The 23,280-nt window shown below is 65.2% G+C and carries 34 protein-coding genes and 2 tRNA genes; 6 read left to right on the top strand and 30 right to left on the bottom strand.

The window, feature by feature from the left end:
• Positions 1–20 precede the first annotated feature (20 nt).
• The 22 genes from secY to rpsJ all read right to left on the bottom strand — a co-directional run bounded on the left by secY (position 21) and on the right by rpsJ (position 11,140).
• Positions 21–1,400 carry a preprotein translocase subunit SecY gene (gene secY / locus A4249_RS04010; RefSeq protein WP_017506043.1) on the bottom strand — a complete coding sequence of 460 codons (1,380 nt, stop codon included), beginning with the start codon at positions 1,398–1,400 and terminating at the stop codon, positions 21–23.
• Positions 1,401–1,528: 128 nt separating this feature from the next.
• A complete protein-coding gene (rplO, locus tag A4249_RS04005) occupies positions 1,529–2,122 on the bottom strand; it encodes a 50S ribosomal protein L15 (protein WP_055804617.1) in 594 nt (197 codons plus the stop codon).
• A 142-nt stretch (positions 2,123–2,264) separates the two neighbouring features.
• Positions 2,265–2,453: a 50S ribosomal protein L30 gene (gene rpmD / locus A4249_RS04000; RefSeq protein ID WP_066551216.1), complete on the bottom strand. Its 189-nt coding sequence runs from the start codon at positions 2,451–2,453 to the stop codon at positions 2,265–2,267.
• A gap of 3 nt (positions 2,454–2,456) precedes the next feature.
• Complete coding sequence (gene rpsE, locus A4249_RS03995; RefSeq protein ID WP_055753395.1) at positions 2,457–3,065, bottom strand: 30S ribosomal protein S5; 609 nt, start codon at positions 3,063–3,065, stop codon at positions 2,457–2,459.
• A 12-nt stretch (positions 3,066–3,077) separates the two neighbouring features.
• Positions 3,078–3,434: a 50S ribosomal protein L18 gene (gene rplR / locus A4249_RS03990; RefSeq protein ID WP_008259637.1), complete on the bottom strand. Its 357-nt coding sequence runs from the start codon at positions 3,432–3,434 to the stop codon at positions 3,078–3,080.
• A 3-nt stretch (positions 3,435–3,437) separates the two neighbouring features.
• Complete coding sequence (gene rplF / locus A4249_RS03985; protein WP_055753394.1) at positions 3,438–3,971, bottom strand: 50S ribosomal protein L6; 534 nt, start codon at positions 3,969–3,971, stop codon at positions 3,438–3,440.
• A gap of 1 nt (position 3,972) precedes the next feature.
• Positions 3,973–4,371: a 30S ribosomal protein S8 gene (gene rpsH, locus A4249_RS03980; RefSeq protein WP_008262310.1), complete on the bottom strand. Its 399-nt coding sequence runs from the start codon at positions 4,369–4,371 to the stop codon at positions 3,973–3,975.
• Between the two features lie 15 nt (positions 4,372–4,386).
• Complete coding sequence (gene rpsN, locus A4249_RS03975; RefSeq protein WP_055753393.1) at positions 4,387–4,692, bottom strand: 30S ribosomal protein S14; 306 nt, start codon at positions 4,690–4,692, stop codon at positions 4,387–4,389.
• 19 nt (positions 4,693–4,711) lie between these two features.
• Positions 4,712–5,272, bottom strand: coding sequence for a 50S ribosomal protein L5 (rplE, locus tag A4249_RS03970; protein WP_017506049.1), 561 nt, complete (start codon positions 5,270–5,272; stop codon positions 4,712–4,714).
• A complete protein-coding gene (gene rplX / locus A4249_RS03965; protein ID WP_066551214.1) occupies positions 5,272–5,580 on the bottom strand; it encodes a 50S ribosomal protein L24 in 309 nt (102 codons plus the stop codon). Before rplX ends, rplE begins: the two co-directional genes overlap by 1 nt.
• Before the next feature lies 1 nt (position 5,581).
• Positions 5,582–5,950, bottom strand: a complete 369-nt coding sequence (gene rplN / locus A4249_RS03960; protein WP_003164378.1) for a 50S ribosomal protein L14 — start codon at positions 5,948–5,950, stop codon at positions 5,582–5,584.
• A gap of 18 nt (positions 5,951–5,968) precedes the next feature.
• A complete protein-coding gene (rpsQ, locus tag A4249_RS03955) occupies positions 5,969–6,211 on the bottom strand; it encodes a 30S ribosomal protein S17 (protein ID WP_017506051.1) in 243 nt (80 codons plus the stop codon).
• 10 nt (positions 6,212–6,221) lie between these two features.
• Positions 6,222–6,419, bottom strand: a complete 198-nt coding sequence (gene rpmC, locus A4249_RS03950; RefSeq protein ID WP_008263673.1) for a 50S ribosomal protein L29 — start codon at positions 6,417–6,419, stop codon at positions 6,222–6,224.
• On the bottom strand, positions 6,419–6,859 hold the full coding sequence (gene rplP / locus A4249_RS03945) for a 50S ribosomal protein L16 (RefSeq protein ID WP_017506052.1): 441 nt from the start codon (positions 6,857–6,859) through the stop codon (positions 6,419–6,421). Before rplP ends, rpmC begins: the two co-directional genes overlap by 1 nt.
• A 3-nt stretch (positions 6,860–6,862) precedes the next feature.
• A complete protein-coding gene (rpsC, locus tag A4249_RS03940; RefSeq protein ID WP_017506053.1) occupies positions 6,863–7,618 on the bottom strand; it encodes a 30S ribosomal protein S3 in 756 nt (251 codons plus the stop codon).
• A complete protein-coding gene (rplV, locus tag A4249_RS03935) occupies positions 7,618–7,998 on the bottom strand; it encodes a 50S ribosomal protein L22 (RefSeq protein ID WP_017506054.1) in 381 nt (126 codons plus the stop codon). The genes rpsC and rplV overlap by 1 nt, the downstream gene beginning before the upstream one ends.
• A gap of 3 nt (positions 7,999–8,001) precedes the next feature.
• Positions 8,002–8,280 (bottom strand): 30S ribosomal protein S19, encoded by a 279-nt coding sequence (gene rpsS / locus A4249_RS03930; RefSeq protein ID WP_017506055.1) that lies wholly within the window; start codon positions 8,278–8,280, stop codon positions 8,002–8,004.
• A 2-nt stretch (positions 8,281–8,282) separates the two neighbouring features.
• A complete protein-coding gene (gene rplB / locus A4249_RS03925) occupies positions 8,283–9,119 on the bottom strand; it encodes a 50S ribosomal protein L2 (protein WP_055753391.1) in 837 nt (278 codons plus the stop codon).
• 4 nt (positions 9,120–9,123) lie between these two features.
• Entirely contained in the window at positions 9,124–9,426 is a 303-nt protein-coding gene (locus A4249_RS03920; protein WP_008260292.1) for a 50S ribosomal protein L23, read from the bottom strand.
• A complete protein-coding gene (gene rplD / locus A4249_RS03915; protein ID WP_017506058.1) occupies positions 9,426–10,064 on the bottom strand; it encodes a 50S ribosomal protein L4 in 639 nt (212 codons plus the stop codon). Before rplD ends, A4249_RS03920 begins: the two co-directional genes overlap by 1 nt.
• A complete protein-coding gene (gene rplC, locus A4249_RS03910; protein ID WP_066551212.1) occupies positions 10,064–10,813 on the bottom strand; it encodes a 50S ribosomal protein L3 in 750 nt (249 codons plus the stop codon). Before rplC ends, rplD begins: the two co-directional genes overlap by 1 nt.
• A gap of 21 nt (positions 10,814–10,834) precedes the next feature.
• Positions 10,835–11,140 (bottom strand): 30S ribosomal protein S10, encoded by a 306-nt coding sequence (gene rpsJ / locus A4249_RS03905; protein WP_003164367.1) that lies wholly within the window; start codon positions 11,138–11,140, stop codon positions 10,835–10,837.
• 589 nt (positions 11,141–11,729) lie between these two features.
• Between rpsJ and A4249_RS03900 the strand changes: the two genes are divergently transcribed.
• Complete coding sequence (locus A4249_RS03900) at positions 11,730–12,482, top strand: porin (protein WP_066551211.1); 753 nt, start codon at positions 11,730–11,732, stop codon at positions 12,480–12,482.
• A gap of 117 nt (positions 12,483–12,599) precedes the next feature.
• Here the strand turns inward: A4249_RS03900 and A4249_RS03895 are convergent, their stop codons facing one another.
• From A4249_RS03895 to A4249_RS03885, 3 genes are all read right to left on the bottom strand, one after another.
• Positions 12,600–13,487: a GIN domain-containing protein gene (locus tag A4249_RS03895; RefSeq protein WP_055753388.1), complete on the bottom strand. Its 888-nt coding sequence runs from the start codon at positions 13,485–13,487 to the stop codon at positions 12,600–12,602.
• A gap of 98 nt (positions 13,488–13,585) precedes the next feature.
• Positions 13,586–14,500, bottom strand: a complete 915-nt coding sequence (locus A4249_RS03890; RefSeq protein ID WP_066551209.1) for a transcriptional regulator — start codon at positions 14,498–14,500, stop codon at positions 13,586–13,588.
• Between the two features lie 10 nt (positions 14,501–14,510).
• Positions 14,511–15,671, bottom strand: a complete 1,161-nt coding sequence (locus A4249_RS03885; RefSeq protein WP_066551207.1) for a GNAT family N-acetyltransferase — start codon at positions 15,669–15,671, stop codon at positions 14,511–14,513.
• A 149-nt stretch (positions 15,672–15,820) separates the two neighbouring features.
• Between A4249_RS03885 and A4249_RS16735 the strand changes: the two genes are divergently transcribed.
• Positions 15,821–15,982, top strand: a complete 162-nt coding sequence (locus A4249_RS16735; RefSeq protein WP_165117191.1) for a hypothetical protein — start codon at positions 15,821–15,823, stop codon at positions 15,980–15,982.
• 38 nt (positions 15,983–16,020) lie between these two features.
• Positions 16,021–17,088: a L,D-transpeptidase family protein gene (locus tag A4249_RS03880; RefSeq protein ID WP_066551205.1), complete on the top strand. Its 1,068-nt coding sequence runs from the start codon at positions 16,021–16,023 to the stop codon at positions 17,086–17,088.
• Here A4249_RS03880 and A4249_RS03875 read toward each other — a convergent pair.
• The 4 genes from A4249_RS03875 to A4249_RS03860 all read right to left on the bottom strand — a co-directional run bounded on the left by A4249_RS03875 (position 17,085) and on the right by A4249_RS03860 (position 20,357).
• Positions 17,085–18,680 (bottom strand): carboxylesterase/lipase family protein, encoded by a 1,596-nt coding sequence (locus tag A4249_RS03875; protein ID WP_066551203.1) that lies wholly within the window; start codon positions 18,678–18,680, stop codon positions 17,085–17,087. The genes A4249_RS03880 and A4249_RS03875 overlap by 4 nt on opposite strands.
• 183 nt (positions 18,681–18,863) lie before the next feature.
• On the bottom strand, positions 18,864–20,054 hold the full coding sequence (tuf, locus tag A4249_RS03870) for an elongation factor Tu (RefSeq protein ID WP_055753383.1): 1,191 nt from the start codon (positions 20,052–20,054) through the stop codon (positions 18,864–18,866).
• Between the two features lie 64 nt (positions 20,055–20,118).
• Positions 20,119–20,192 (bottom strand) — tRNA-Gly (locus tag A4249_RS03865).
• 81 nt (positions 20,193–20,273) lie between these two features.
• Positions 20,274–20,357 (bottom strand) — tRNA-Tyr (locus A4249_RS03860).
• A 149-nt stretch (positions 20,358–20,506) separates the two neighbouring features.
• Between A4249_RS03860 and rlmB the strand changes: the two genes are divergently transcribed.
• From rlmB to A4249_RS03840, 3 genes are read left to right on the top strand one after another with little or no spacing between them, the layout of a single operon-like run.
• Complete coding sequence (gene rlmB, locus A4249_RS03850) at positions 20,507–21,391, top strand: 23S rRNA (guanosine(2251)-2'-O)-methyltransferase RlmB (RefSeq protein WP_082854048.1); 885 nt, start codon at positions 20,507–20,509, stop codon at positions 21,389–21,391.
• Between the two features lie 31 nt (positions 21,392–21,422).
• Entirely contained in the window at positions 21,423–22,229 is an 807-nt protein-coding gene (locus A4249_RS03845; RefSeq protein ID WP_066551197.1) for a TerC family protein, read from the top strand.
• The gene (locus A4249_RS03840; RefSeq protein ID WP_066551196.1) at positions 22,226–22,564 is read left to right on the top strand and encodes a rhodanese-like domain-containing protein; all 339 of its coding nucleotides are present in this window, start codon (positions 22,226–22,228) and stop codon (positions 22,562–22,564) included. Before A4249_RS03845 ends, A4249_RS03840 begins: the two co-directional genes overlap by 4 nt.
• Here A4249_RS03840 and A4249_RS03835 read toward each other — a convergent pair whose 3' ends face one another.
• Positions 22,565–23,278, bottom strand: coding sequence for a 2OG-Fe(II) oxygenase (locus tag A4249_RS03835; RefSeq protein ID WP_066551194.1), 714 nt, complete (start codon positions 23,276–23,278; stop codon positions 22,565–22,567).
• Positions 23,279–23,280 lie beyond the last annotated feature (2 nt).

Here is a 23,280-nt window from a genome sequence, read left to right as displayed (position 1 = left end):
GGCGTCTGACAACCTAAGACTTAGCGGCGAACGGGCGTGGGAGCGCCGCGACCGCCACGACCACGCAGCTTGGCCTTCTTGATCAGGCCTTCGTACTGGTGCGCCAGCAGTTGGGACTGGATCTGGGCCACAGTGTCCATGGTGACCGAGACGACGATCAAGATAGACGTTCCGCCAAAGTACAGGCTGTTGCCGAACTGGCTGACGATGAACTCCGGCAGCAGGCAGACCGCGGTGATGTAGGCGGCGCCGATCACGGTCAGGCGGGTCAGGACATAGTCCAGATATTCCGCCGTGCGCTTGCCCGGACGGATGCCCGGCAGGAAGCCGCCGTATTTACGCAGGTTTTCGGCCGTGTCTTCGGGATTGAAGGTGATCGAGGTGTAGAAGAAGCAGAAGAAGACGATCAGGGCTGCATACAGCGCCATGAACAGCGGCTGGCCGTGCGTCAGCTGCGCCGTCACCAGCGGCAGCCAGCTCATCCAGCTGGGCAGGTCGGCGTTGGCCGTCATTGTCGCCACCGTCGTCGGCAGCATCAGCAGCGACGAGGCGAAGATCGGCGGGATCACGCCGGCGGTGTTGACCTTCAGCGGCAGGAACGAACGCTCGCCGCCGGCCATGCGGTTGCCTTCCTGGCGCTTCGGATACTGGATCAAAAGACGGCGCTGAGCGCGTTCCATGAAGACGATGAAGACCACGGTGGCCACGGCCAGGATGGCGATGAACAGCAGGGCGAAGGCCGACATCTGGCCTTGCTGGGCCAGGCCCAGCAGGCGGGCGATGGTGGACGGCAGGACCGCCACGATACCGGCGAAGATGATCAGCGAGATCCCGTTGCCGACGCCGCGCGCCGTCACCTGCTCACCCAGCCACATCAGGAACATGGTGCCGCCGGTCAGGGTCACGACCGTCGAAATGATGAAGAAGATGCCGGGGTTGTCGACCAGGCCGGCCGTGCTGTTCAGGCCCGCCGCGATACCGAAGGACTGCGCCAGCGCCAGGAACACCGTTAGATAGCGGGTGTACTGGTTCAGCTGCTTGCGGCCGCTTTCGCCGCCTTCCTTCTTCAGCTTCTCCCAGGGCGGATACACTGTGCCCATCAGCTGCACGATGATCGAGGCCGAGATGTAGGGCATCACGTTCAGCGCGAAGATGGCCATACGCTCGACCGCGCCGCCCGAGAACATGTTGAACATGTCCAAGATGCCGCGCTGACCGTCCGGGTTCTGGAAGAACTGCAGGAAGGCCTGCGAGTTGATGCCCGGGATCGGCACATAGGTTCCGATACGATAGACCAGAAGCGCGCCCAGCGTGAACAGCAGGCGTTTATGCAGCTCGGTCGCTTTCGCGAACGAGCCCATATTCATATTGGCGGCGAGTTGTTCTGCGGCCGAAGCCATTATGCGTCCCCACGACTGATTGAGTCGTCAGATAGGCGGAAAGCGGCCCTCATGCGAGGGCCGCTTCCGTTCTTTCGTCGTCGCAGATGTAATCAGGTCACGACCTAATCGCCGCGACGACGCGTGACTTAGGCTTTGGCGGCGGTGCGCTTGGTACGGGCCGAGATCTTGTTCTCGTCGCCGCGCGGCGCCTTGGGAGCCGGAGCCTTGCCCTTGGCGGCGTTGCGCTTCTCGACGCGCGCGGCGGCCTTGGCTTCGGCTTCGATGCGTTGCTCGACGACCGAGCCGCCAGCGGCCTCGATGGCCTTCTTGGCGCCGGCGGTGGCAGACCAGACGACCAGGTTCAGCGCTTGCTTCAGCTCGCCGGTGCCCAGCAGACGCACGCCGTCCTTGACGCGACGGATCACGCCGGCGGCGACCAGGGCGTCGCCCTTCAGTTCGGACTTGGCGTCCAGCTTGCCGGCGTCGACGGCGTCTTGCAGGCGCCACAGGTTCACTTCAGCCAGCTTCAGAGCATTGGCGTTGTTGAAGCCGCGCTTGGGCATACGCATGTACAGCGGCATTTGGCCGCCTTCGAAGCCGCCGATGGCGACGCCCGAACGCGACTTCTGACCCTTGACGCCACGGCCAGCGGTCTTGCCCTTGCCCGAACCGGGGCCACGCCCGACGCGCATGCGCTTCTTGTGGGCGCCTTCGTTGTCGCGGATTTCGTTCAGTTTCATGTGCCTGATCCTTTCGGGTGCTAGCGCCCGGACATCATCCGGACTCGGCTTGGAAAAAATGAAGGGCCGCTGATAGGCGACCCTCTGGGTATTCGCAAGTGCAGAAACGCCCTCCCCCGGGTGCGGGAGAGGGCGAAACGGCTTACTTTTCGACGATCTCGGTCAGGTGGGCGACCTTAGCGATCATCCCGCGAACCGAAGGCGTGTCTTCCAGGGTCGATTCACGACCCAGGCGGTTCAGACCGAGGCCGACCAGGGTGGCGCGCTGGTTGTTCTTGCGGCGGATCGGCGAACCGGTCTGCTTGACGGTGAGGGTTTTCTTCTCAGCCATGACTTAGGACTCCACGGCTTCGGGCGCCGAGGCGCCGTCGTTGCGGCGGCCCATCAGATCCGCGACCTTCTTGCCGCGCTTGGACGCGACTTGACGGGGCGAGGACTGGACCTTCAGCGCTTCGAACGTCGCGCGGATCATGTTGTAGGGGTTCGACGAACCGGTCGACTTGCCCACGACGTCCTGGACGCCGAGGGTTTCGAGCACGGCGCGCATCGGACCGCCCGCGATGACGCCGGTCCCGGGAGGGGCGGCGCGCATCATGATCTTGCCGGCGCCCCAACGGCCGTTGCCGTCGTGGTGCAGGGTGCGGTTCTCGCGCAGCGGAACGCGGATCATCGTCTTCTTGGCTTCTTCAGTCGCCTTGCGGATGGCTTCCGGCACTTCGCGCGCCTTGCCGTGACCGAAGCCGACGCGACCCTTGCCGTCGCCGACGACCATCAGGGCTGCGAAGCTGAAGCGACGGCCGCCTTTGACGGTGGCGGCGACGCGGTTGATGTGCACCAGCTTCTCGACGATGTCGGAATCCGGACCATCAGCAGCGGGACCGTTGCGGTTGTCACGACGGTTGCGATCGTTGCCGCCGCCGCCGCGTTGGGGTTGTTGCGCCATCTGTCGCGTCCCTTAGAAGTTCAGGCCGGCTTCACGCGCGGCTTCCGCCAGCGCCTTCACCCGTCCATGATAGATGTACTCGCCACGGTCGAAGACGACGTCCTTGACGCCCTTCTCGATGGCGCGTTCGGCGATCAGCTTGCCGATCGCGGCGGCAGCAGCCGTGTCCGAACCGCGCTTGCCCTTGCCGCCTTCCAGCGACGAGGCAGCCACGACGGTCACGCCCTGGGCGTCGTCGATGATCTGGGCCGAGATGTTCTTGTCCGAACGGTAGACCGACAGACGCAGACGACCGTTGGCGACAGCCTTCAGGCGGCGACGCGTGCGCTCCGAGCGACGCTTGGCTTGTTGTCGAAGAGAAAGAGCCATGACTTACTTCTTCTTGCCTTCCTTGCGACGGACCTTCTCGCCCGCGTAACGGACGCCCTTGCCCTTGTAGGGCTCCGGCGGACGCAGCTTGCGGATGACCGAGGCGATCTGACCGACGGCTTGCTTGTCAGCGCCCGAGATCTTGATCTCGGTCTGCTTCGGCACAGCGAAGCTGACGCCGGCCGGCGGAGCGATATCGACTTCGTGCGAGAAGCCGAGTTGCAGCGAAAGGGCGTCGCCCTTCATCGCGGCGCGGTAACCCACGCCGACCAGCTCCAGCGACTTTTCGAAGCCCGTGGTGACGCCGACGACCATGTTGTCGACCAGGGTGCGCGACAGACCCCACATCGCGCGAGCGCGAGGCGTGTCCGAACGCGGCGTCAGCGACAGTTCGTCGCCTTCCTGCTTGACTTCGATCTCGTCGGCGACGGTCCAGGCGCTCTCGCCCTTGGGTCCCTTGACGGTGACGTTCTGGCCGTCGAGCGTGACAGTCACGCCCTTCGGCACGGCGATGGTTTTCTTGCCAATACGGGACATATCAGTAGACCCTGCAGAGGACTTCGCCGCCGACGTTAGCGTCGCGGGCGGAAGCGTCGGACATGACGCCCTTCGAAGTCGAGAGGATCGAGATGCCGAGGCCGTTCTTGACGGGCTTCAGATCGCCGATCGCCGAATAGACGCGGCGGCCCGGCTTGGACACGCGCGCGATCTCGGCGATGACGGGCTGACCGTCGAAGTACTTGAGCTCGATCTCGAACTGCGGAAACTCACCCGGGTTCTGAACCAGGTTGTAGCCGCGGATGTAGCCTTCGTCCTGCAGCACGTCGAGGACGCGCTGGCGCAGACGGGAAGCCGGGGTCAGCACCTTGGAACGCTTGCGGGTCGCCGCGTTCTTGATGCGAGCGATCATGTCGCTCAGGGGATCGTTGATCATCATGTCTGTTCGCTCCCCTTACCAGCTGGACTTCGTCAGGCCGGGAATCTGGCCCAGGTTGCCCAGTTCACGCAGCGCAATCCGGCTCATCTTGAGCTTGCGGTAGAACGCCCGCGGACGACCCGTCACTTCGCAGCGGTTGCGAATGCGGCTCGGCGCAGAGTTGCGCGGCAGTTCGGCCAGCTTCAGGCGCGCGTCGAAGCGCTCCTCCAGCGGCAGGTTTTCGTCGTTGGCGGTCGCCTTGAGGGCGGCCCGCTTCGCGGCATACTTCGCAACCAGGGCCTTGACGGCTTCATTGCGGTTTACGGCGCTTTTCTTAGCCATTGTGCTCTTCCCTTCCCGCTCAGTTCTTCACGAACGGGAACTTGAACTCGGTGAGGAGAGCCTTGGCTTCCTCATCGGTCTTGGCCGTGGTGCAGACGACAATGTCCATGCCCCACATCTGATCGATCTGGTCGTAGTTGATCTCCGGGAACACGATGTGCTCCTTCAGACCCGTGGCGTAGTTGCCGCGACCATCGAAGGACGTGCCCTTCAGACCACGGAAATCCTTCACGCGCGGCAGCGCGATAGTGATGAACCGGTCCAGGAACTCGTACATCTGGTCGCCACGCAGGGTGACCTTGCCGCCAATGACCATGCCTTCGCGCAGCTTGAAGCCGGCGATGGAGTTACGGGCCTTGGTGGCGACGGCCTTCTGACCGGCGATGGCGGTCAGATCCTTGAGGGCGGTGTTCGCCTTCTTGGAGTCTGCGACGGCTTCGCCGATGCCCATGTTCAGGACGATCTTGTCCAGCTTGGGCACCTGCATCTCGTTCGTGTAGCCGAACTTTTCTTTCATCACCTGGCGGATGCGAGCGTGATACTCGTCCTTGAGGCGCGGGGTGTACTTTTCGGTAGCCATCAGATGACGTCCCCCGTCGTCTTGGCGATGCGGACCTTCTTGTCCCCATCGATCTTGAAGCCGACGCGGGTCGCCTTGCCGTTGGCGTCGGCGATCGCGACGTTCGACAGGTGAAGCGAGGCTTCCTTGTTCTTGATGCCGCCCTGCGGGTCAGCCTGGCTCGGGCGCGTGTGGCGCTGAACCATGTTGATGCCTTCGACGAGGACGCGGTTTTCGGTGGGCAGGACCTTCAGCACGTTGCCCGTGCGGCCCTTGTCCTTGCCGGTGAGGACGACGACGCGGTCGCCCTTCTTGATCTTGGCGGCCATGTTACAGGACCTCCGGAGCCAGCGAGATGATCTTCATGTGGTTCTTGGCGCGCAGTTCGCGAGGAACCGGGCCGAAGATCCGCGTGCCGACAGGCTCGTTCTGCTTGTTGACGATGACGGCGGCCGACTTGTCAAAGCGGATGACCGAGCCGTCCTTGCGTTGGATGTCCTTGGCGGTGCGCACGACGATGGCGCGAACGACGTCGCCCTTCTTCACACGGCCGCGTGGGATGGCTTCCTTCACGGAGGCGACGATTGTGTCGCCGATCGAGGCGTAGCGGCGCTTGGAGCCGCCCAACACCTTGATGCACATGACCCGGCGGGCGCCCGAATTATCGGCCACTTCCAGGTTAGTTTGCATCTGGATCATAAGATCAGATCCTTCTGATTACGAGGCGGAGGCGTTGGAAAGGACTTCCCAGCGCTTCAGTTTGGACTTGGGGGCGCACTCGACGATGCGAGCGATGTCGCCGACCTTGAGCGCGTTGGCTTCGTCGTGCGCGTGGTACTTCTTGGATGACCGGACGGTCTTCTTCAGAAGCGGGTGAAGCAGGGTGCGCTCCACCTTCACAACGACAGTCTTCTCGCCCTTGTCGGACACGACCACGCCTTCAAGAATTCGCTTGGGCATATTCGTTTCCTTACGAGGCCGCACGCTTCTCGCGCAGAAGCGTCGAGATGCGAGCGATGTCTTTGCGGACTTCACCAACGCGGTGAGTCTTTTCCATTTGGCCGGTGGCCGCCTGGAAGCGCAGGTTGAACTGTTCCTTCTTGAGCTTCAGCAGCTCGTCGGACAGTTGGTCGGTCGTTTGCGACCGCAGATCGGCGATCTTGGTCATTAGGCGGCAGCCTCCACATGCGCGACGCCGGCGTCGATACGGGTCACGACCTTGGTGCGGACCGGCAGCTTGGCGGCGCCGAGACGGAGTGCTTCGCGGGCGACATCGTCCGGCACGCCGTCGATTTCAAACAGGATACGGCCTGGGTGGCAACGCGCGGCCCAGTGGTCCACGGCGCCCTTGCCCTTACCCATCCGGACTTCGGCCGGCTTGCCCGTGACGGGCAGGTCGGGGAAGACGCGGATCCAGACGCGGCCCTGACGCTTCATCTGGCGAGTGATCGCGCGGCGAGCCGCTTCGATCTGACGCGCGGTGATGCGTTCCGGCTCCAGCGTCTTCAGGCCATACGACCCGAAGTTCAGCGAGAAACCGCCCTTGGCCGAGCCATGGATCCGGCCCTTGAAGGCCTTGCGGTATTTGGTCTTCTTCGGTTGCAACATGACTTAGTTCTCACGTCCCCGGTCGCGACGCGGACCGCGGTCGCCACGGGGGCCGCCGCGTTCGCGGCCTTCGTTCGAGGACGGACCCGAAGCTTCCTGGGCCCAACGCTTGTCCTGCGCCATGGGATCGTGCTCCAGCACTTCACCCTTAAAGACCCAGACCTTCACGCCGATGATGCCGTAGGTCGTCTTGGCTTCGTAGAAACCATAGTCGATGTCGGCGCGCAGCGTGTGAAGCGGCACGCGACCTTCGCGGTACCATTCCATACGTGCGATTTCGGCGCCGCCCAGACGACCCGAGACATTCATACGAATGCCCTTGGCGCCCAGACGCATGGCCGACTGCATCGAACGCTTCATGGCGCGACGGAAGGCCACGCGGCGCTCCAGCTGCTGCGCGATGTTCTCGGCGATCAGCTGCGCATCGGTTTCCGGCTTGCGGACTTCGATGATGTTCAGGTGAACTTCACCCTCGGTGCGCGCCGAGATGTCCTTGCGGAGCTTCTCGATGTCAGCGCCCTTCTTGCCGATCACGACGCCCGGACGGGCGGCGTAGATGGTGATGCGGCACTTCTTGTGCGGGCGCTCGATGATGATGCGCGACACGCCGGCGGCGGCCAGGCGTTCCCGCAGCCACTCGCGCAGCTTCAGGTCCTGGTGCAGCAGGCGGGAATAGTCGGCGCCGGCGGCGAACCAGCGGCTGTCCCACGTGCGGTTCACGCCGAGGCGCAGACCGACCGGATTGATTTTCTGTCCCATCAGGCGGCCTCGCCGGCTTCACGGACCACGATGGTGATCTCGCTGAACGGTTTCAGGATGCGCGACGAACGACCGCGAGCACGGCTCGCGAAACGCTTCATCACCAGGTTCTTGCCCACGAAGGCCTCGGCGACGACCAGATTGTCGATGTCGAGGTTGTGGTTGTTCTCGGCGTTCGAGATCGCCGAATACAGGACCTTGCGGACGTCGCCAGCGATGCGCTTACGGCTGAATTCCAGCTCGTTCAGCGCCTTCTGGACCGGCATGCCGCGGATCGAAGCGGCGACCAGGTTCAGCTTTTGCGGGCTGATACGCACGTTGACCAGCTTGGCGCGGGCCTCGGTCGGGGCGACCCGACGCTCGTTTTTTGTCTGGGCCATCGGTTACTTCCTTTTGGCCTTCTTGTCCGCCGCGTGACCCGGGAAGTTCCGGGTCGGGGCGAACTCGCCGAGCTTCATGCCGACCATCTCTTCCGAGACCGACACGGGCACGTGCTTCTGACCGTTATGGACGCCGAACGTCAGACCGACGAACTGCGGCAGGATGGTGGAGCGGCGCGACCAGGTCTTGATCACGTCCTTGCGGCCCGACGATTGAACGGCGTCGGCCTTCTTGAGCAGATACCCGTCGACAAACGGGCCTTTCCAGGAGGAGCGGGCCATTCTTAGCGAGCCTTCTTAACGTGGCGGGTACGGATGATGTACTTGTCCGTAGCCTTGTTCTTGCGGGTACGAGTGCCCTTGGTGTCCTTACCCCACGGCGTGACGGGGGTACGACCACCAGAGGTCCGGCCTTCACCACCACCATGCGGGTGGTCGATCGGGTTCATGGCGACGCCGCGAACGTGCGGACGCCAGCCCATGTGACGCTTACGACCGGCCTTGCCCAGGTTCTGGTTCATATGGTCGGGGTTCGAAACCGCGCCCACCGTGGCGATGCAGCCGTCCAGCACCATGCGCAGTTCGCCCGAGCCGAGACGGATCTGGGCGTAGCCCTGATCGCGACCGACCAGCTGGGCGTAGGCGCCGGCCGAACGGGCCAGCTGGGCACCCTTGCCCGGCTTCATTTCGATGTTGTGGATGATCGTACCCACCGGCATCGAACGGAGCGGCATGGCGTTGCCCGGCTTTACGTCGGTCTTTTCGCCCGCCACGATCGTGTCGCCCGCCTTAAGGCGTTGCGGCGCGATGATGTAGGTCTTTTCACCGTCCTCGTAGGTCACGAGCGCGATGAAGGCCGTGCGGTTCGGATCGTATTCCAGACGCTCGACCGTGCCGACCATGTCCCACTTGCGACGCTTGAAGTCGATCTTGCGATACAGGGTCTTGGCGCCGCCGCCACGGAAGCGGACCGCGATGCGACCGCCCTGCCCGCGTCCGCCCGACTTGGTCAGGCCTTCGGTCAGCGACTTTTCCGGACGGCCCTTGTGGAGTTCCGAACGGTCAACCAGCACAAGGGCGCGACGGCCCGGCGAGGTCGGATTGTAATGTTTCAAGGCCATCTGATCAGAGCCCCGTGGTGACGTCGATCGACTGGCCGTCAGCCAGCGTCACGATCGCTTTTTTGATGTCGACCCGGCGACCCAGGATACCCCGGAAGCGCTTGGTCTTGCCCTTTTGAACCAGGGTGTTGACCTTCAGGACGTTGACTTTGAACAGGCTTTCGACCGCAGCGGCGATCTCGTCCTTGGTCGCCGTGTCGGCGACGCGGAAGACGACCTTGTTCTGCTCGGACAGGATCGTGGCCTTTTCGGTGATCACCGGGGCCAGGATGGTGTCGTAGTGCTTGGCGGTAGGTTGAGCGGCCATTACGCGGCTTCCTTATCGCTGAAGCGGGCTTCGATGGCCTCGATGGCGGCCTTCGTCAGCACCAGCTTGTCAGCCCGCAGGATGTCATAGACGTTCAGGCCGGCGTTCGGCAGCACGTCGATGTGCGGGATGTTGCGTGCGGCCAGGCCGAAGTTCGTATCGACTTCGGGACCCGCGATGATCAGAGCCTTGGTCCAGCCCAGCTTGCCGAGCGTTTCACGCAGCGAAGCGGTCTTGGCTTCCTTCACCGAGACGGTGTCGACCACGATCAGGTCGCCCGACTTGGCCTTGGAGGACAGGGCGTGACGCAGAGCCAGCGCGCGGATCTTCTTCGGCAGCGAGAAGCCGTGATCGCGAACGATCGGGCCGAAGGCGCGCGATCCGCCGACGAACTGCGGTGCACGGCGCGAACCGTGACGAGCGCCGCCGGTGCCCTTTTGCTTGTACATCTTCTTACCCGTACGAGAGTTCTCGTTGCGGGTTTGAACCTTGTGCGTACCGGCGCGGCGCTTGGCCAGTTGCCAGTTGACGGTGCGGGCCAGGATGTCGCCGCGGATGTCCGAGATGCCGAAGACGGCGTCCGACAGTTCCACGTCGCCAGCAGCCTTGCCGTCGAGTTGGATGACAGAGAGTTTCATTACGCTTCACCGCCTTCGGTCGCTTCGACGGGGGCTTCTTCAGCCGGGGTCGAAGCGGGTTGAGCAGCAGACTTGCTCGACTTCAGCGCGCCGGGGAACGGGGCGTCGGCCGGGCGAGTCTTCTTGATGGCGTCGCGAACCTTGACGTAGCTGCCGTCGTGACCGGGGACAGCGCCCTTGATCAGGATCAGGCCACGTTCGGCGTCCACGCGGACGACGGTCAGGTTCTGGGTGGTGACGGTCTCGGTGCCGTAGTGGCCGGCCATCTTCTTGCCGGGGAACGTGCGACCCGGGTCCTGACGGTTACCCGTCGAACCGTGCGAACGGTGCGAGACCGAAACGCCGTGGGTGGCGCGAAGGCCGCCGAAGTTCCAGCGCTTCATGGCGCCGGCGAAACCCTTACCGATGGTCTCGCCCTGGATGTCGACCTTCTGGCCCACCAGGAAGTGTTCGGCCGACAGTTCGGCGCCCACGTCCAGCAGACCGTCCGCATCGACGCGGAACTCGGTCACATAGGCTTTCGGTTCGACTTCCGCCTTGGCGAAGGTCTCGCGTTGAGCCTTGTTGGTGTTCTTAGCCTTCTTCGTGCCAGCGCCCAGCTGGAGAGCGACGTAGCCGTCACGCTCCTGGGTACGTTGGCCGACGACTTGGCAGCCGTCGAGCTGCAGCACAGTGACCGGTACGTGCGCGCCGTCATCGGCGAACACGCGGGTCATGCCCAGCTTCTTGGCGATCACGCCCGTGCGCATCGGATCCCGCCTCTTTCTACTTTAAATCTTGATCTCGACGTCCACGCCGGCGGACAGGTCGAGCTTCATGAGCGCGTCCACGGTCTGCGGGGTGGGGTCGACGATGTCGAGCACGCGTTTGTGCGTGCGGATTTCAAACTGCTCACGCGACTTCTTATCGACGTGCGGAGAGCGGTTCACGGTGAACTTCTCGATCAGGGTCGGCAGCGGAATCGGACCGCGAACGGTCGCGCCGGTGCGCTTGGCGGTATTAACGATCTCGCGCGTCGAAAAATCGAGGACGCGGTGATCAAAGGCCTTGAGCCTGATGCGGATGCTTTGATCCATATCGGTGCTTACTTCCAATGCGGTCGGAGGACCGCGTCCCTGTGAACCATTTCAAAGACCGAAGGCCTTCGGGCAAAAAGCCCTCAGGGAACGCAAATCCGCAAAAACGATCGGCCCACGCAGTCGCCCGCGAAGGCCGTTGATATCCCAAGAAGCTGCAAAGAACAGTGACTTAGGTCGTTCTTGCGAACCGCGTTTGCAGCGAACTGCACAGCCGGTCCAACAAGAGTGGTGGCTTATGCCTATCGATTCTGATTTCGTCAAGCGCGCAAACCCGGGCTGACACAGGATTTCGACGCGGTCTTCCTCGAGGGCTGCGCACGGCGCGACGACACATTCGTCGGTGACGCCGGCGGCGTCGGACGCCTCTTTATAGTGCATGAGCGCGACTGCGGCGCGCGATTAACGACTTGCCCCACAGATCGCCAAGTCGTGACACATTCTGGCCGCAACGCGTGGCTGTTGCGCAACAACCTTGCCATCCCAAGCCAATCGAACGTCGGTTTATTGCTCCGCTTCGTCTTAGGCTGATAGCAGCGCCCCTCCCCGGACCCCCATCCGGGTGCAGACTGCTAAGGACAAAAGAAAAATGAAGACGATCCTCCTCGCCACGGCCGCCGCCGCTCTGTTCGCCGCCCCGGCCTTCGCCCAAGACGCCATCGGTTCGGTCGGCGTGACCTATTCCAACCCGTCGATCGAAGTCGCCGGCGACGATGTCGACGCCGACGTCTGGACCGTTGACGGCTCGGTCGCCCTGCCGGCCCAGGACTGGACCGTGACCCTGAACGGCGCGATCGACTACACCAAGGCCTTTGGCGAAGAAGACGTCACCGGCGCCGCCGCCGCTCACCTGACCAAGATGTGGTCCTCCGACGTTCGCGCCGGCGCCTTTGTCGCCGCCAACGGCATCGGCAGCGGCAACGAGCCGATCTGGACCGTCGGCGCTGAAGCGCAGAAGTATCTGTCGAACGCCACCCTGACCGGCCAAGTCGCCTACACGACCGCTGACAACGTGGACGCCGACATCTGGACCGTCGGCGCCGACGCCGCCTTCTACGTCATGCCGAACCTGCGCCTGAACGCGGGCGTCGCCTACAACAACGTCGACTTCTCGGGCGGCGACACCGACGCCTGGACCTACGGCGTGGGCGCCGAATACGAGTTCGAGAACACCCCGTTCTCGCTGGGCGCCGCCTACACCCGCGCCGACATCGATTCGCTGGACGTCGACACCTGGTCGGTCGGCCTGCGCTACTCGTTCGGCGGCGGTCTGCAAGCGCGTGACCGCGCCGGCGCCAACCTGGGCGTCTCGGCCATCTCCAGCGTCCTGAACGTCTTCTAAGCGTCTCGGACCTGATCCATGCGAAAAGCCCCGGCGGAGCGATCCGCCGGGGCTTTTTGTTTGGCCGGAAAAGACCCCCGGGGTTCCACGACCGGAGGCCTTCTCGTCGCTCGGGTCTTACTGCCCGATCTGCAAGGTTCCCGATCCGACGACGGAGCGAGAAACCGATCCCGTGGCCGAGGCGACGCGGACGCTGCCCGATCCGGCGATCGCAACGTCCAGGTCGCGCGTTGCGCCGCCGTAGCGAACATCGCCCGAGCCGCCGATGGCGACCGACAGCTTGTCCATTCGGCCCTGCCGCACGTTCACACCACCCGAGCCGCCGATGGACAGTTCACTGCGTCCGCCGGCACTGGCCACCTCGACATTGCCCGATCCGCCGACGGCCGCTTTCAGGGCTCCGGTTGCTCCGGCGGAAATGGAGCCCGATCCGCCGACGCTGGCGTTCAGCGATCGTGACGTGCCCGCGCGGATCGCGCCCGAGCCGCCGAGGCCCAGTTCCAGATCGCCGTCCACATTGGCCACGTTCCAGTTGCCGCAACCGCCATTGTCCAACTCGACCGATCGCGCGCCACGTCCGACCGAGCCGAAGACCGCGCCGCTGGCGCTGACATCCACCGCGCGGGGCGTGCGCACGACGATCAGAGGCGCGTCTTCCAGGCGGATGCGGCCCAGGTCACGCACCTCGACGGTCGCGCCCTGCCCCGGCTGGCCCGCATCGCTGCGGCCGGAGTTGCAGCCGCGAATGGCGCTGTTGCCGCCCCACATGCCGTTACGGCGCAGGCCGCCGTCAATCTTGACGTCATTGCCGTCGCGGCGAACCTGAATGGCCGGCAAGCGCGTCTGGCCTTGCGTGACCTCGACCCCGATATCCTGACGATCCTCGACGATGACCACCACACGGGCGACGGCGTTGCGGATCTCGACCTCGGCGGCCGAAGCGGGCGCCGCGACAAACCCGGTCAGGGTGGCGACGGCGGCGGCGGCGATCAGTGCGGTTTTCATGAGCGGTGTTCCCTTCCCAAATGTGAGGAGAAGGTGCGCGCCGCCCGCGCCCAAGTCATTTTAACTCGAGGTCATGAACTCGAATTAACGCCCCGAGCTTATGACGTCGCGTTCAGCGCGCCCGCGCCGTCCGCCGCGCCGATCTCCGGCTCGAAGTCGCGCTCGAAGTTGGCGATCTTACTTTTTATTGCGCCCGCCTTCTTCAGCGCCAGCGACGCGGCCCAGCGCGCCGCCAGCTCCGGCGTGGTCATGCCGTCGGTGAAGCGCGGCCGCCCGCCCCGGCTGCGGATCACCGCATTGGTGAACAGCGCCCCGTTGCGGAACCGCGACGGCCAGGTCTGGAAATCCATCGACAGGCTGACGCAGAAGCGGTCCAGGTTCTCCACCCGGTGCGGCGCATAGAGCGGCCAAGTCAGGGCGCGGCCTGGCTCCAGATCCATGACCTGCGCATCCTGTTCGAACGCCAGCGTGTAAGGCAGTTCCTCGGTCGTCTGGCGCGCGACCACCTGTTCCATATTCCGCTCGGGCAGATGCCTCTCGTCGCCGGGATAGACGAACAGCCGCTTGCGCCCACGAAGATGGAACAGCACCACGCCCGCCGCGTCGAAATGATAGGGCACCCGCGCCTTGGGCGACGACAGGATCAGCTGCCCCGCGTTTCGCACCGCCCGCATCCCCGGATAGGTCGCCTGGATCGCGGCGAAATCCTTCATCGCCGCCGCCCACAGTTCGGGCCAGCCGGTCTCGACCCCGCGCAGATTGACCCACAGCCGACCCTGTTTGATCGCCTCCAGCAACTCCTCACCTGACAGCCGCCCGCGCGCGCCGGTGCGCAAGGACACCTGCCCCTCCTCGTCGTAGTCATACAGGTTGATGTCGAACAGCTCGGCCGGATAGCGATCCAGCACGGCGGCCAGCGCCGCGTCCTCGGCGAACCCTTGCTCGATCAGGGTGTGGGCGTGGGTCTTGGCCTCGGCGATCGGGCCCGGATAGCGTGTGCGGCGTTGGGTCATGCCGATGTCCTCAAACGTGGGCGACGCGCGCCGGCGTCTTCTTCTTCGCAGCCGCCTTCTGGACAGCCGACCGTGCGGCGACCGCCGCGCCCCTCAGCCGCCCGACCGGCGTCGCCTCGCAAGCTTCGATCGTGGCCCAGCGCCGACGCAGGGACGCCCGCACCGCCTCGCCGCGTCCGCCCGCCCTGTTCAGCGCCGCCACCGTGATGTCGCCCAACGCCTGGGTCACGCCCGGCTGCATCACCACGGCTTCGCGCACCGTCTGGCGCGCGTTGACGAAATACTTCTTGTAGGTCTCGCCCTCGAAGCCGAAGTCGAACACCCGGAAGCCCTCGGCCGCCGCCAGCCGCATTGTGTCCATGCTCAGCAGGATGCCCGGCGAGCACCGCGCAAGCGTTGGCTCATAGGCCGGGAACCAGAAATGGTAATGCCGCCCGGCGTGCAGCGAGAACTCGATCGCCACCAGCTTGTCGCCCGCATGCATGGCCGCCATCGAGGCGCCGAATCCTTCTCGCGGCTCGCTCATCAGAGCGTGCAGCAGATCCCGCGTCCAGCCGCAGGCGAAGATGTCATGCAGGCCCGAGCGCCGATACTGCGCCGCCTTCAGCGCGATCAGATGATCCAGCAGCGCCGGATCTCTGAGACCCCGCTCCACCCGGATCGGCCCCAGTTCGGCCTCCAGGCTGCGGCGCGCCCGCTCCTTGTCCTTGAAGTATTTGCCGAAGGTCTTGCGACGCTCGGCGTACCAATCGTCATAGCCCGCCTCGGGCATGGCCACCTGCACCGTCTCGCGCGCCTGGCCTGTTTCGCCCGCGCCGATCCAGCCGGGCACGTTCAGCCGCTTGGCGTTCAACAGCCGCGCCACCTCTTCCAGCGTGATCGTCTCGTCCGCCGGGGCGATCACGCCGTGATAGTCGTTCATGGGCGCGCCCAGCGGCTGCACCGCTCCGCCGCGTCGCTGATGCGGGAAGAAGCCGACGATCTCACCGTCCCGTCGGAACACGGCGATCGCCGCGCCGGGGCAGACTCGCGAAGCGATCTCGGCATAGTCCCAGCGGAAATAGGGGCTGGCCAGAACGGGATTGCCAGCCGTCCACGCACGCCACAGGGCGACGGCGGCAGCATCCATCGCCGCCGCGTCCATGATCTCGACCTGCAGCATTCCGGCCATACGCATCCTCTCGGGGCCTTACGCAGCAAGGTCCGTTCCACATCGCACCCTGCCCTATGCGCGTTTCATCAGGGTTCACCGTCATGGTGAATGCACGTTGAAGGAGCCGCGGTCGCCCTGGCGCGTTTGAGTGACCCAAGGAGAAGACCATGACCGATCAACGCCCTGACAGCAAAGCCGTCGAGAACGAGAACCTGCGGCCGGACGCCGACGGCCAGCCGCCGCGCCCGGCGACCGAGCCCAAGGGTTCAAAGGATTCGTCCAACTCCGGCGAAACCGAAACCGACCCCGCGACCGGCGAACCCAACTGAACACCGACCGCCTGCACTCACCGTCTCGAAAGTCTCTTATGAATCGTACCGCCTACCTCGCCGCACTCGCTGTTCTCGCTCTGGGCGCCTGTTCGCCGAAGGAAGAGAACACAGCCGCCCCAGCGGCGCAGACGGCCGAGGCCGCGCAAGTGGGCCAAACCGGCCCGCTCTCCCGAGACGCCATCGAAAACACCGCCTATGCGCCGCCGCCGGCCGCACAAGAGGGCCAGCCGGCCAGCCCGAATGCCGCCCAGCAGCAGCCGCAGCCCGCCCTGATCCGCGCCCAGGTTCTTCTGGAACGCGCCCGCTTCTCGCCCGGCGCGATCGACGGCCTGGCGGGGTCGAACATGCGCCAGGCCATCTCGGCGTTTCAGGAAGCGAACGGCATGACTGTGAATGGCGAGTTGAACGCCGACGTGATGGGAAGACTGCGCGCCGCCGCCGGACCGGGCGCGGTGACCACCACCTACACCATCACCCAGCAGGACATCGCCGGACCCTACCTCGGCGTCGTCCCCACGGAGCTGGAAGCTCAGGGTCAGGCGGCCCACATGGGCTACGCCAATATCGTCGAGGCCTTGGCCGAGCGCTTCCACGTCACCGAGGCCTTGCTGCGCGCCATGAACCCCGGCGCCGACTTCAATCGCGTGGGCCAGGGCCTGCTTGTCCCCGCCGTCAACACAGCGCCCCTGCGCGCGGACGTGGACCACATCGACGTCGACAAGAGCGAAGGTTCGGTCAAGGCGTTCGACGCCGACGGCAAGCTGATCGCCTACTTCCCCGCCACAATCGGCAGCGGCGACAATCCCACCCCGACTGGCACGGTCAAGGTCAATGGCGTGGCGCGAAACCCGGACTACACCTACGACCCGTCGAAACTCAGCTATGGCGACGGCAAGAAGAAGGTCGTCGTCAAACCCGGCCCGAACAATCCGGTGGGGGTCGTGTGGATCGATCTGAACAAGCCCAGCTACGGCATCCACGGCACGCCGGACCCGCATCTGGTCGGCAAGACGGCCTCGCACGGCTGCGTGCGCCTGACCAACTGGGACGCCTGGATGCTGGCCGACAAGGTCAAGCCGGGCGTCACCGTCCGCTTTATCTAGTGAACGGCGCCGAACGGCGTCCCGTCCCAGAAGTCGCAGTGGTGGCGTTCGAAAAAGCCGTCGTCCATCACATCGCCCTCCGGCTTGAACACCCGCACCGGCCCCGCACCCTCGACGCGGGGCCATTCGGCGGCGAAGGCCGAACGTCCGAACGTCGCCCACAGCCTTTGCATCCGCTCAGACAACGCCTTCTGCTGAGGCGTGAACCGCTTGGGATCAGCAAACACCCAGCGCGTTCCAAACACATAGGCCAGTTCGCTGGCGTGATAGGCGCCCAGGTCCAGACCGACAATCCAGTCGGGCAAGACGAACGGCGCCTCGCGATCGGCGAACTCATAGCCCCACACCGGGACATGCTGGGCCAGCAGTCGTCGCAAAGCCTGTGACGGACAGGCGAACCTCTGGTCCGTGAAGTTCGCAGCTATGGCGTAGGCGGGCCCGTCCTCACCCACCGGATAGCGCTTCAGCACCCGCTCGCCCTGATCGCCGTACATCCAGATCGTCTCCTTCTGATAGCGATCCATGTCCTGCACCTCGTTGGCGAACAGCCGCCCCTCATCGAGGTTCGTCCCGACCAGGACGGGCACGCGCGTGAACCGCCCCTCGCGGATCGCGACCGCCGGGTTTTCCGGCACAGTGGCGTCCGTGTGCACCGGGCCCCATGATCCCGGCCCGTTGATGCCCGCCCTCAATGACGCCGCCCGCGACAGCCGCCAGGCCGGAAGAGCCTTCAGGCACGCGATCTGATCCTCGCCGGTGCAGCCAAGCCTTTCGCTGAACATCGGCCCCGACTGGGCCGCATCCTGCGCCCTGACCAGGGACGACGGCTCTAGGCACCCGCCGCTCTGCATGATGACGCGCTGATACAGTCCTTGCGACTGCGGCGACGCCATCAGGTAACAGGCCGTCCAGGCCCCGGCGCTCTCAGCGAACAGGGTGACGTCGGCGGGATCGCCGCCGAAGGCCGCAATGTTGCGATGCACCCACTTCAGCGCCGCCTGCTGGTCCATCAGGCCGAAGTTGCCGCCGAAGCCTTCGCCAGTCGCCTGAAACCCCGGATGCGCCAGCCAGCCCAGCGCGCCGAGCCGATAGTTCATCGTCACGACCACCCGACCCTGCTCGCGCGCCAGTTTCGACGGGTCGTAGTTGGCGCCCGCCCCGACGGTGAAGGCGCCGCCCGGAATATAGACCATCACGGGCCGCGCCTCGGCCGCGTCTCCGCCTGGCGCATAGATGTTGAGATACAGACAGTCCTCGGACCCGACGACGATCCCGCCGCCGCCGCCCAGGATCGAGCGTCGCCCGATCGCCTGGGTGCAGTCCGCACCGATCCGCGTCGCATCCCGAACACTTTGCCATGTCGCGACCGGCTGCGGCGCGCGCCAGCGCCGTTCGCCGACCGGCGGCGCCGCGAACGGCACGCCGAGGAACGCTCGCGTCCCCGCCCCATCGACGCCGCGCACCGTCCCGGATTCGGTCGTCGCCAACACCGGCTGGGCGTCCTTGGCGAACCGGACCTGATCGACCTTGCCGGGATGGGTGGCGCAGGCCGACAGGGCGACAAGGCACGCTAGCAACGAGATCAGACGCATCGTGGACCTTGGCTTTTGGGCAGACGATCCTAACGCCCGAACGGCAGGCCCGTTGCGGGCGCCTGTGGTCGCCCCCACAGCAAAACGGCCCCCGGATCGCTCCGGAGGCCGTTCTGTTACGCTACTCTGTATCCAACGGGCCTCATGCAGCGCGTGAGCGCGTTAGGCCGAAAGGATGTCTTCTTACTCGACGATCTTGGCCACGACGCCGGCGCCGACGGTGCGGCCGCCTTCACGGATGGCGAAGCGCAGGCCTTGGTCCATCGCGATCGGCGTGATCAGCTCGACGTTCAGCTCGGCGTTGTCGCCCGGCATGATCATCTCGACGCCTTCCTTCAGGTGAACGATGCCGGTCACGTCCGTCGTGCGGAAGTAGAACTGCGGGCGATAGTTCGTGAAGAACGGGGTGTGACGACCGCCTTCTTCCTTGGTCAGGATGTAGGCTTCGGCCAGGAACTTGGTGTGCGGGGTGATGGAGCCCGGCTTGCACAGCACTTGGCCGCGCTCGACGTCTTCACGCTTGGTGCCGCGCAGCAGCACGCCGACGTTGTCGCCCGCTTGACCTTGGTCCAGCAACTTGCGGAACATTTCCACGCCCGTGCAGGTCGTCTTCTGGACCGGACGGATGCCGACGATCTCGACTTCCTCACCGACCTTGACGATGCCCTTCTCGACGCGGCCCGTGACCACGGTGCCGCGGCCCGAGATCGAGAACACGTCTTCGACCGGCATCAGGAACGGCAGGTCGACCGGACGCTCCGGCTGCGGGATGTAGGCGTCGACGGTCTCCATCAGGGCCAGAACGCGCTGTTCGCCGATTTCCGGGTTCACGCCGTCGGTCGCGGCCTTGGCCGAACCCTTGGTGATCGGAATGTCGTCGCCGGGGAACTGGTACGACGAGAGCAGCTCGCGCACTTCCATCTCGACCAGCTCGAGCAGCTCTTCATCGTCGACCAGGTCGACCTTGTTCATGAAGACCACCAGGGCCGGCACGCCGACCTGACGGGCCAGCAGGATGTGCTCACGGGTCTGCGGCATCGGGCCGTCAGCGGCCGACACCACCAGGATCGCGCCGTCCATCTGCGCGGCGCCGGTGATCATGTTCTTCACATAGTCGGCGTGGCCGGGGCAGTCGACGTGGGCATAGTGACGGTTGGCCGTCTCATATTCCACGTGCGCGGTGTTGATCGTGATGCCGCGCGCCTTCTCTTCCGGCGCAGCGTCGATGTCGGCGTAGTTCATCGCCTTCGCGCCGCCGGCCTTCGCCAGCGTCATCGTGATCGCTGCCGTCAACGTCGTCTTGCCGTGGTCAACGTGACCAATCGTGCCGATGTTGCAGTGCGGCTTCGTCCGTTCGAACTTTTCCTTGGCCATGGCCAAACTCCTGATGGCCCGGGTCCGTCAGCGGAGGGGCGCGATGCTGATCTTTTTAAAAACCTGGAGCGGGTAGACGGGATCGAACCGACATCCTCAGCTTGGAAGGCTGCTGCACTACCATTGTGCTATACCCGCGCGGAGACTGCGGAAGTTCTTTCGGAACGCCGCAGCCGGTTCCTCTCCGTCGTCCTGATCCGTCGTATCCGTCAAGGCGCGTGGTGGGGGAAGAAGGACTCGAACCTTCGAAGCTTACGCAGGGGATTTACAGTCCCCCCCCTTTGCCACTCGGGACATTCCCCCAGCGCGCCTTGTCGAACCGTCGGACCCCTCGTTTCCGCCCATAAAGAAGCGGGACGAAACAAAAGCCTTCGGCTTGTCGCCTCCTCTAGGATAGAGGGGGCGCCCAGACCCGAAAGCCCTTGGGGCTCCAAATCGGAGGGCGTCTTATAGTGTCGTCGAAATCAGAACGCAACGACCGTAAAAGCGGTAAAAAACCGGTCTTCGGAAACCGTCCCGATGGCCCCCGCGACAAGGGCCAAAAGCCCGCTGCGCAAGGGTTTGGCCGGCGCGAGGAAACCCCTCGCCAGCCCCGTTCGCCCGATCGGGGCAAGTCGGACGCCGATAATTTTCTGTGGGGCCGACATCCGGTTTTGGCCGCTCTGGCGAGTCCCGCCCGTCGCGGCATGGGTCGTCTGCTGGCCACAGCCGAGCGCGCCGCCGAGATCGAGAACAATGCTCTCGCAAACGGTCACAGGATCGAGGTGGTCGATATCCAGACCCTGACCCGGATGCTGCCCCCCGGCGCCGTGCATCAGGGACTGGCCTTCAAGGTCCAGCCGCTGGAAGGCGTGTCGCTGGAAGAGCTGGCCGAGCCGGCTGAGGGCGTCATCGTCATGCTGGATCAGCTGACCGACCCCCAGAACGTCGGCGCCATCTTCCGATCGGCCCTGGCGTTCGGCGCGCGGGGCATCATCGTTCAGGACCGTCACGCTCCGGCCCTCGCGGGCGCCCTGGCCAAGGCGGCCGTCGGCGCCACCGAACGCCTGCCCCATGCGCGCGTCACGAATCTGTCCCGTGCGCTGGAGCGGCTGGCCGATCTGGGCTGGCGCGCGGTCGGCCTGGACGGAACGGGCGAACAGACGCTGGAGGAGGCGCTTGATCATCAGCCGACCGTTCTGGTCATGGGGTCCGAAGGCGACGGCATCCGTCGCCTGGTCGCCGAACATTGCGACGTCTTGGCCAAGATCCCCATGCCGGGCGGATTCGAGAGCCTGAACGTGTCCAATGCGGCGGCGGTCGCGCTTTATGAAGCGGCGCGCGCGCAACGCGGCTGACAGAACGCCGCACCGAGGCTAAGGAGCGGAAATGGAATTCCTCTCGTCTCCCGAACTCGCCAGCCAGGCCACGGCCCTCGGCCAGGTCCTGCTGATGGATCTTGTCCTGGCCGGCGACAACGCCGTCGCCGTGGGCCTGGCCGCCGCCGCCCTGCCCCAGGACCAGCGCAAGAAGGCCATTCTGATCGGCCTGGCCGCCGCCGTCGTCATGCGAATCGGCTTTGCGCTGATCACCGTGCAGCTTCTGGCTCTGGTCGGCCTGCTGCTGGCCGGCGGCCTGCTGCTGCTTTGGGTGTGCTGGAAGATGTGGCGCGAACTGCGCGAGCAGGCGACCCACGACCAGGCCGAGGCTGAGAAGGAACTCGAACTGGCTATGAGCATCGAGCACGGCTCTGGTCCGTCGCCCGAGGAACTGGGTATCAAGCGCAAGAGCTTCGGCGCCGCCCTGATTCAGATCATGGTCGCCGACATCACCATGTCGCTGGACAATGTGCTGGCCGTCGCCGGCGCCGCGCACGAACACCCCTGGATCATGGTCTTCGGCCTGGTGCTGTCGATCGCCCTGATGGGCGTCGCCGCCACCTATATCGCCAAGCTGCTGCACCGCTTCAGCTGGATCGGCTACATCGGTCTCGTCGTCGTCCTGTATGTCGCCCTGCATATGATCTGGGACGGCGCCCGTCAGGTGGTGGTCCGCACCGGCCATATGGACGAGTTCAACGCCTCGGCCCCCGCCTTCCTTGAGATCGGTCCCGAGGAAGCGGCCAAACACCTGGGCCAGAAGCGCACCGAGGACAGCCCGACGCCGGCGCCCGCAGAACCGACGGTCGCGCCATGATCGTCGCCACCGTCACCGTCGAAGAGGCCGCCGCCTGGCTGCAGGCCGGCGAAGCAGTGCTGATCGATGTGCGCGAGCCGGACGAGTTCGCCGCCGCCCGCATCGACGGCGCGATCCTGGCCCCGCTCAGTCAGATGCCCGCCGCATGGGAGGCGCTGGACCTTCCGGCCGACAAGAAGATCATCGTTCAATGCCTGAAGGGCGGCCGCAGCCACCAGGTCTGCGCCTTCGTCGGGCCGACCGGCCCCGAGGGCCAGCCGCTGTTCAACCTGACCGGCGGCATCCAGGCCTGGAATGCGGCGGGGCTTCCGGTCGTGTTCGCCGAACAGGGCTGATCAGCGACCGCGCAGCCAGCCGGTGACCGAAATCCGGTCCGCCGCCGCCGACAGGGCGACCTGCGTCACCGAATGAGGCGTCGGCACCTTCAGCAGGTTCAGGGTGTTGAAGCGCGGCGTAAAGGCCTCCGCCACATTGCCGTCGGCGCCATGGAAGGCCAGCAGACCGCCCCACTCGATCCGCCAGACCGGCGTCAGGTTCAGCACATAGGCGAAGAAGCGATTCTTGCCCTGGGCGTGATCGTCATGCTCGGTCAGAAAATGGCCGGCGCGATAACGGGTCAGTTGCGCATCGGCCAAGGCGAGCCGCGGCTCGCCTGTCACGTCCCGCATCAAGCCCAGGAAGGCCTCGCCGTTCAGGAAGGCCAACAGATCGGCCCACACCGGCGCCGCCTGCCCCGCCTGGACCAGATCGTAGATCGGATGATTGTCGTACAGATACTGGAAGTCGGCCTGGGCCGAGACCTGCACCGCCTGACCCAGCGCCTGTTTCTGATCCGGCGTCAGAGAAGCCAGCCAGGCGGCGGGCAGATCGACATGGCCGGTCCCGCGTCGCGTCACGACGTTGTAGCCAGCGGCCGTCGCCGCGTCGTGGAGCGCTTGCGCGTCAGTCACAGCCAAGACGCCGTCGATCTGCGCCCGCCCCGTGCGCGCCAGCCGCTCGCGAATGACGGCGCGCGCTTCGTCGGTTAGGGGCGTCAGGGTCGGCGTCATCG

Origin of the sequence: Brevundimonas sp. GW460-12-10-14-LB2 (assembly GCF_001636925.1) — a bacterium.
Classification (GTDB): Bacteria; Pseudomonadota; Alphaproteobacteria; order Caulobacterales; family Caulobacteraceae; genus Brevundimonas; species Brevundimonas vesicularis.
This window is presented reverse-complemented; position numbering and strand designations above follow the sequence as displayed.

Excerpts from the sequence above, each read along its gene's own strand:
- secY (WP_017506043.1), bottom strand. The coding sequence starts at position 1,400 with ATGGCTTCGGCCGCAGAACAACTCGCCGCCAATATGAATATGGGCTCG.
- rplO (WP_055804617.1), bottom strand. The coding sequence starts at position 2,122 with ATGAAACTGAACGAAATCCGCGACAACGAAGGCGCCCACAAGAAGCGC.
- rpmD (WP_066551216.1), bottom strand. The coding sequence starts at position 2,453 with ATGGCTGAGAAGAAAACCCTCACCGTCAAGCAGACCGGTTCGCCGATC.
- rpsE (WP_055753395.1), bottom strand. The coding sequence starts at position 3,065 with ATGGCGCAACAACCCCAACGCGGCGGCGGCGGCAACGATCGCAACCGT.
- rplR (WP_008259637.1), bottom strand. The coding sequence starts at position 3,434 with ATGGCTCTTTCTCTTCGACAACAAGCCAAGCGTCGCTCGGAGCGCACG.
- rplF (WP_055753394.1), bottom strand. The coding sequence starts at position 3,971 with ATGTCCCGTATTGGCAAGAAAACCATCGCCGTGCCGAAGGGCGTGACT.
- rpsH (WP_008262310.1), bottom strand. The coding sequence starts at position 4,371 with ATGATGATCAACGATCCCCTGAGCGACATGATCGCTCGCATCAAGAAC.
- rpsN (WP_055753393.1), bottom strand. The coding sequence starts at position 4,692 with ATGGCTAAGAAAAGCGCCGTAAACCGCAATGAAGCCGTCAAGGCCCTG.
- rplE (WP_017506049.1), bottom strand. The coding sequence starts at position 5,272 with ATGGCTACCGAAAAGTACACCCCGCGCCTCAAGGACGAGTATCACGCT.
- rplX (WP_066551214.1), bottom strand. The coding sequence starts at position 5,580 with ATGGCCGCCAAGATCAAGAAGGGCGACCGCGTCGTCGTCCTCACCGGC.
- rplN (WP_003164378.1), bottom strand. The coding sequence starts at position 5,950 with ATGATCCAGATGCAAACTAACCTGGAAGTGGCCGATAATTCGGGCGCC.
- rpsQ (WP_017506051.1), bottom strand. The coding sequence starts at position 6,211 with ATGCCCAAGCGAATTCTTGAAGGCGTGGTCGTGTCCGACAAGGGCGAG.
- rpmC (WP_008263673.1), bottom strand. The coding sequence starts at position 6,419 with ATGACCAAGATCGCCGATCTGCGGTCGCAAACGACCGACCAACTGTCC.
- rplP (WP_017506052.1), bottom strand. The coding sequence starts at position 6,859 with ATGTTGCAACCGAAGAAGACCAAATACCGCAAGGCCTTCAAGGGCCGG.
- rpsC (WP_017506053.1), bottom strand. The coding sequence starts at position 7,618 with ATGGGACAGAAAATCAATCCGGTCGGTCTGCGCCTCGGCGTGAACCGC.
- rplV (WP_017506054.1), bottom strand. The coding sequence starts at position 7,998 with ATGGCCCAGACAAAAAACGAGCGTCGGGTCGCCCCGACCGAGGCCCGC.
- rpsS (WP_017506055.1), bottom strand. The coding sequence starts at position 8,280 with ATGGCCCGCTCCTCCTGGAAAGGCCCGTTTGTCGACGGGTATCTGCTC.
- rplB (WP_055753391.1), bottom strand. The coding sequence starts at position 9,119 with ATGGCCTTGAAACATTACAATCCGACCTCGCCGGGCCGTCGCGCCCTT.
- A4249_RS03920 (WP_008260292.1), bottom strand. The coding sequence starts at position 9,426 with ATGGCCGCTCAACCTACCGCCAAGCACTACGACACCATCCTGGCCCCG.
- rplD (WP_017506058.1), bottom strand. The coding sequence starts at position 10,064 with ATGAAACTCTCTGTCATCCAACTCGACGGCAAGGCTGCTGGCGACGTG.
- rplC (WP_066551212.1), bottom strand. The coding sequence starts at position 10,813 with ATGCGCACGGGCGTGATCGCCAAGAAGCTGGGCATGACCCGCGTGTTC.
- rpsJ (WP_003164367.1), bottom strand. The coding sequence starts at position 11,140 with ATGGATCAAAGCATCCGCATCAGGCTCAAGGCCTTTGATCACCGCGTC.
- A4249_RS03900 (WP_066551211.1), top strand. The coding sequence starts at position 11,730 with ATGAAGACGATCCTCCTCGCCACGGCCGCCGCCGCTCTGTTCGCCGCC.
- A4249_RS03895 (WP_055753388.1), bottom strand. The coding sequence starts at position 13,487 with ATGAAAACCGCACTGATCGCCGCCGCCGCCGTCGCCACCCTGACCGGG.
- A4249_RS03890 (WP_066551209.1), bottom strand. The coding sequence starts at position 14,500 with ATGACCCAACGCCGCACACGCTATCCGGGCCCGATCGCCGAGGCCAAG.
- A4249_RS03885 (WP_066551207.1), bottom strand. The coding sequence starts at position 15,671 with ATGGCCGGAATGCTGCAGGTCGAGATCATGGACGCGGCGGCGATGGAT.
- A4249_RS16735 (WP_165117191.1), top strand. The coding sequence starts at position 15,821 with ATGACCGATCAACGCCCTGACAGCAAAGCCGTCGAGAACGAGAACCTG.
- A4249_RS03880 (WP_066551205.1), top strand. The coding sequence starts at position 16,021 with ATGAATCGTACCGCCTACCTCGCCGCACTCGCTGTTCTCGCTCTGGGC.
- A4249_RS03875 (WP_066551203.1), bottom strand. The coding sequence starts at position 18,680 with ATGCGTCTGATCTCGTTGCTAGCGTGCCTTGTCGCCCTGTCGGCCTGC.
- tuf (WP_055753383.1), bottom strand. The coding sequence starts at position 20,054 with ATGGCCAAGGAAAAGTTCGAACGGACGAAGCCGCACTGCAACATCGGC.
- A4249_RS03845 (WP_066551197.1), top strand. The coding sequence starts at position 21,423 with ATGGAATTCCTCTCGTCTCCCGAACTCGCCAGCCAGGCCACGGCCCTC.
- A4249_RS03840 (WP_066551196.1), top strand. The coding sequence starts at position 22,226 with ATGATCGTCGCCACCGTCACCGTCGAAGAGGCCGCCGCCTGGCTGCAG.
- A4249_RS03835 (WP_066551194.1), bottom strand. The coding sequence starts at position 23,278 with ATGACGCCGACCCTGACGCCCCTAACCGACGAAGCGCGCGCCGTCATT.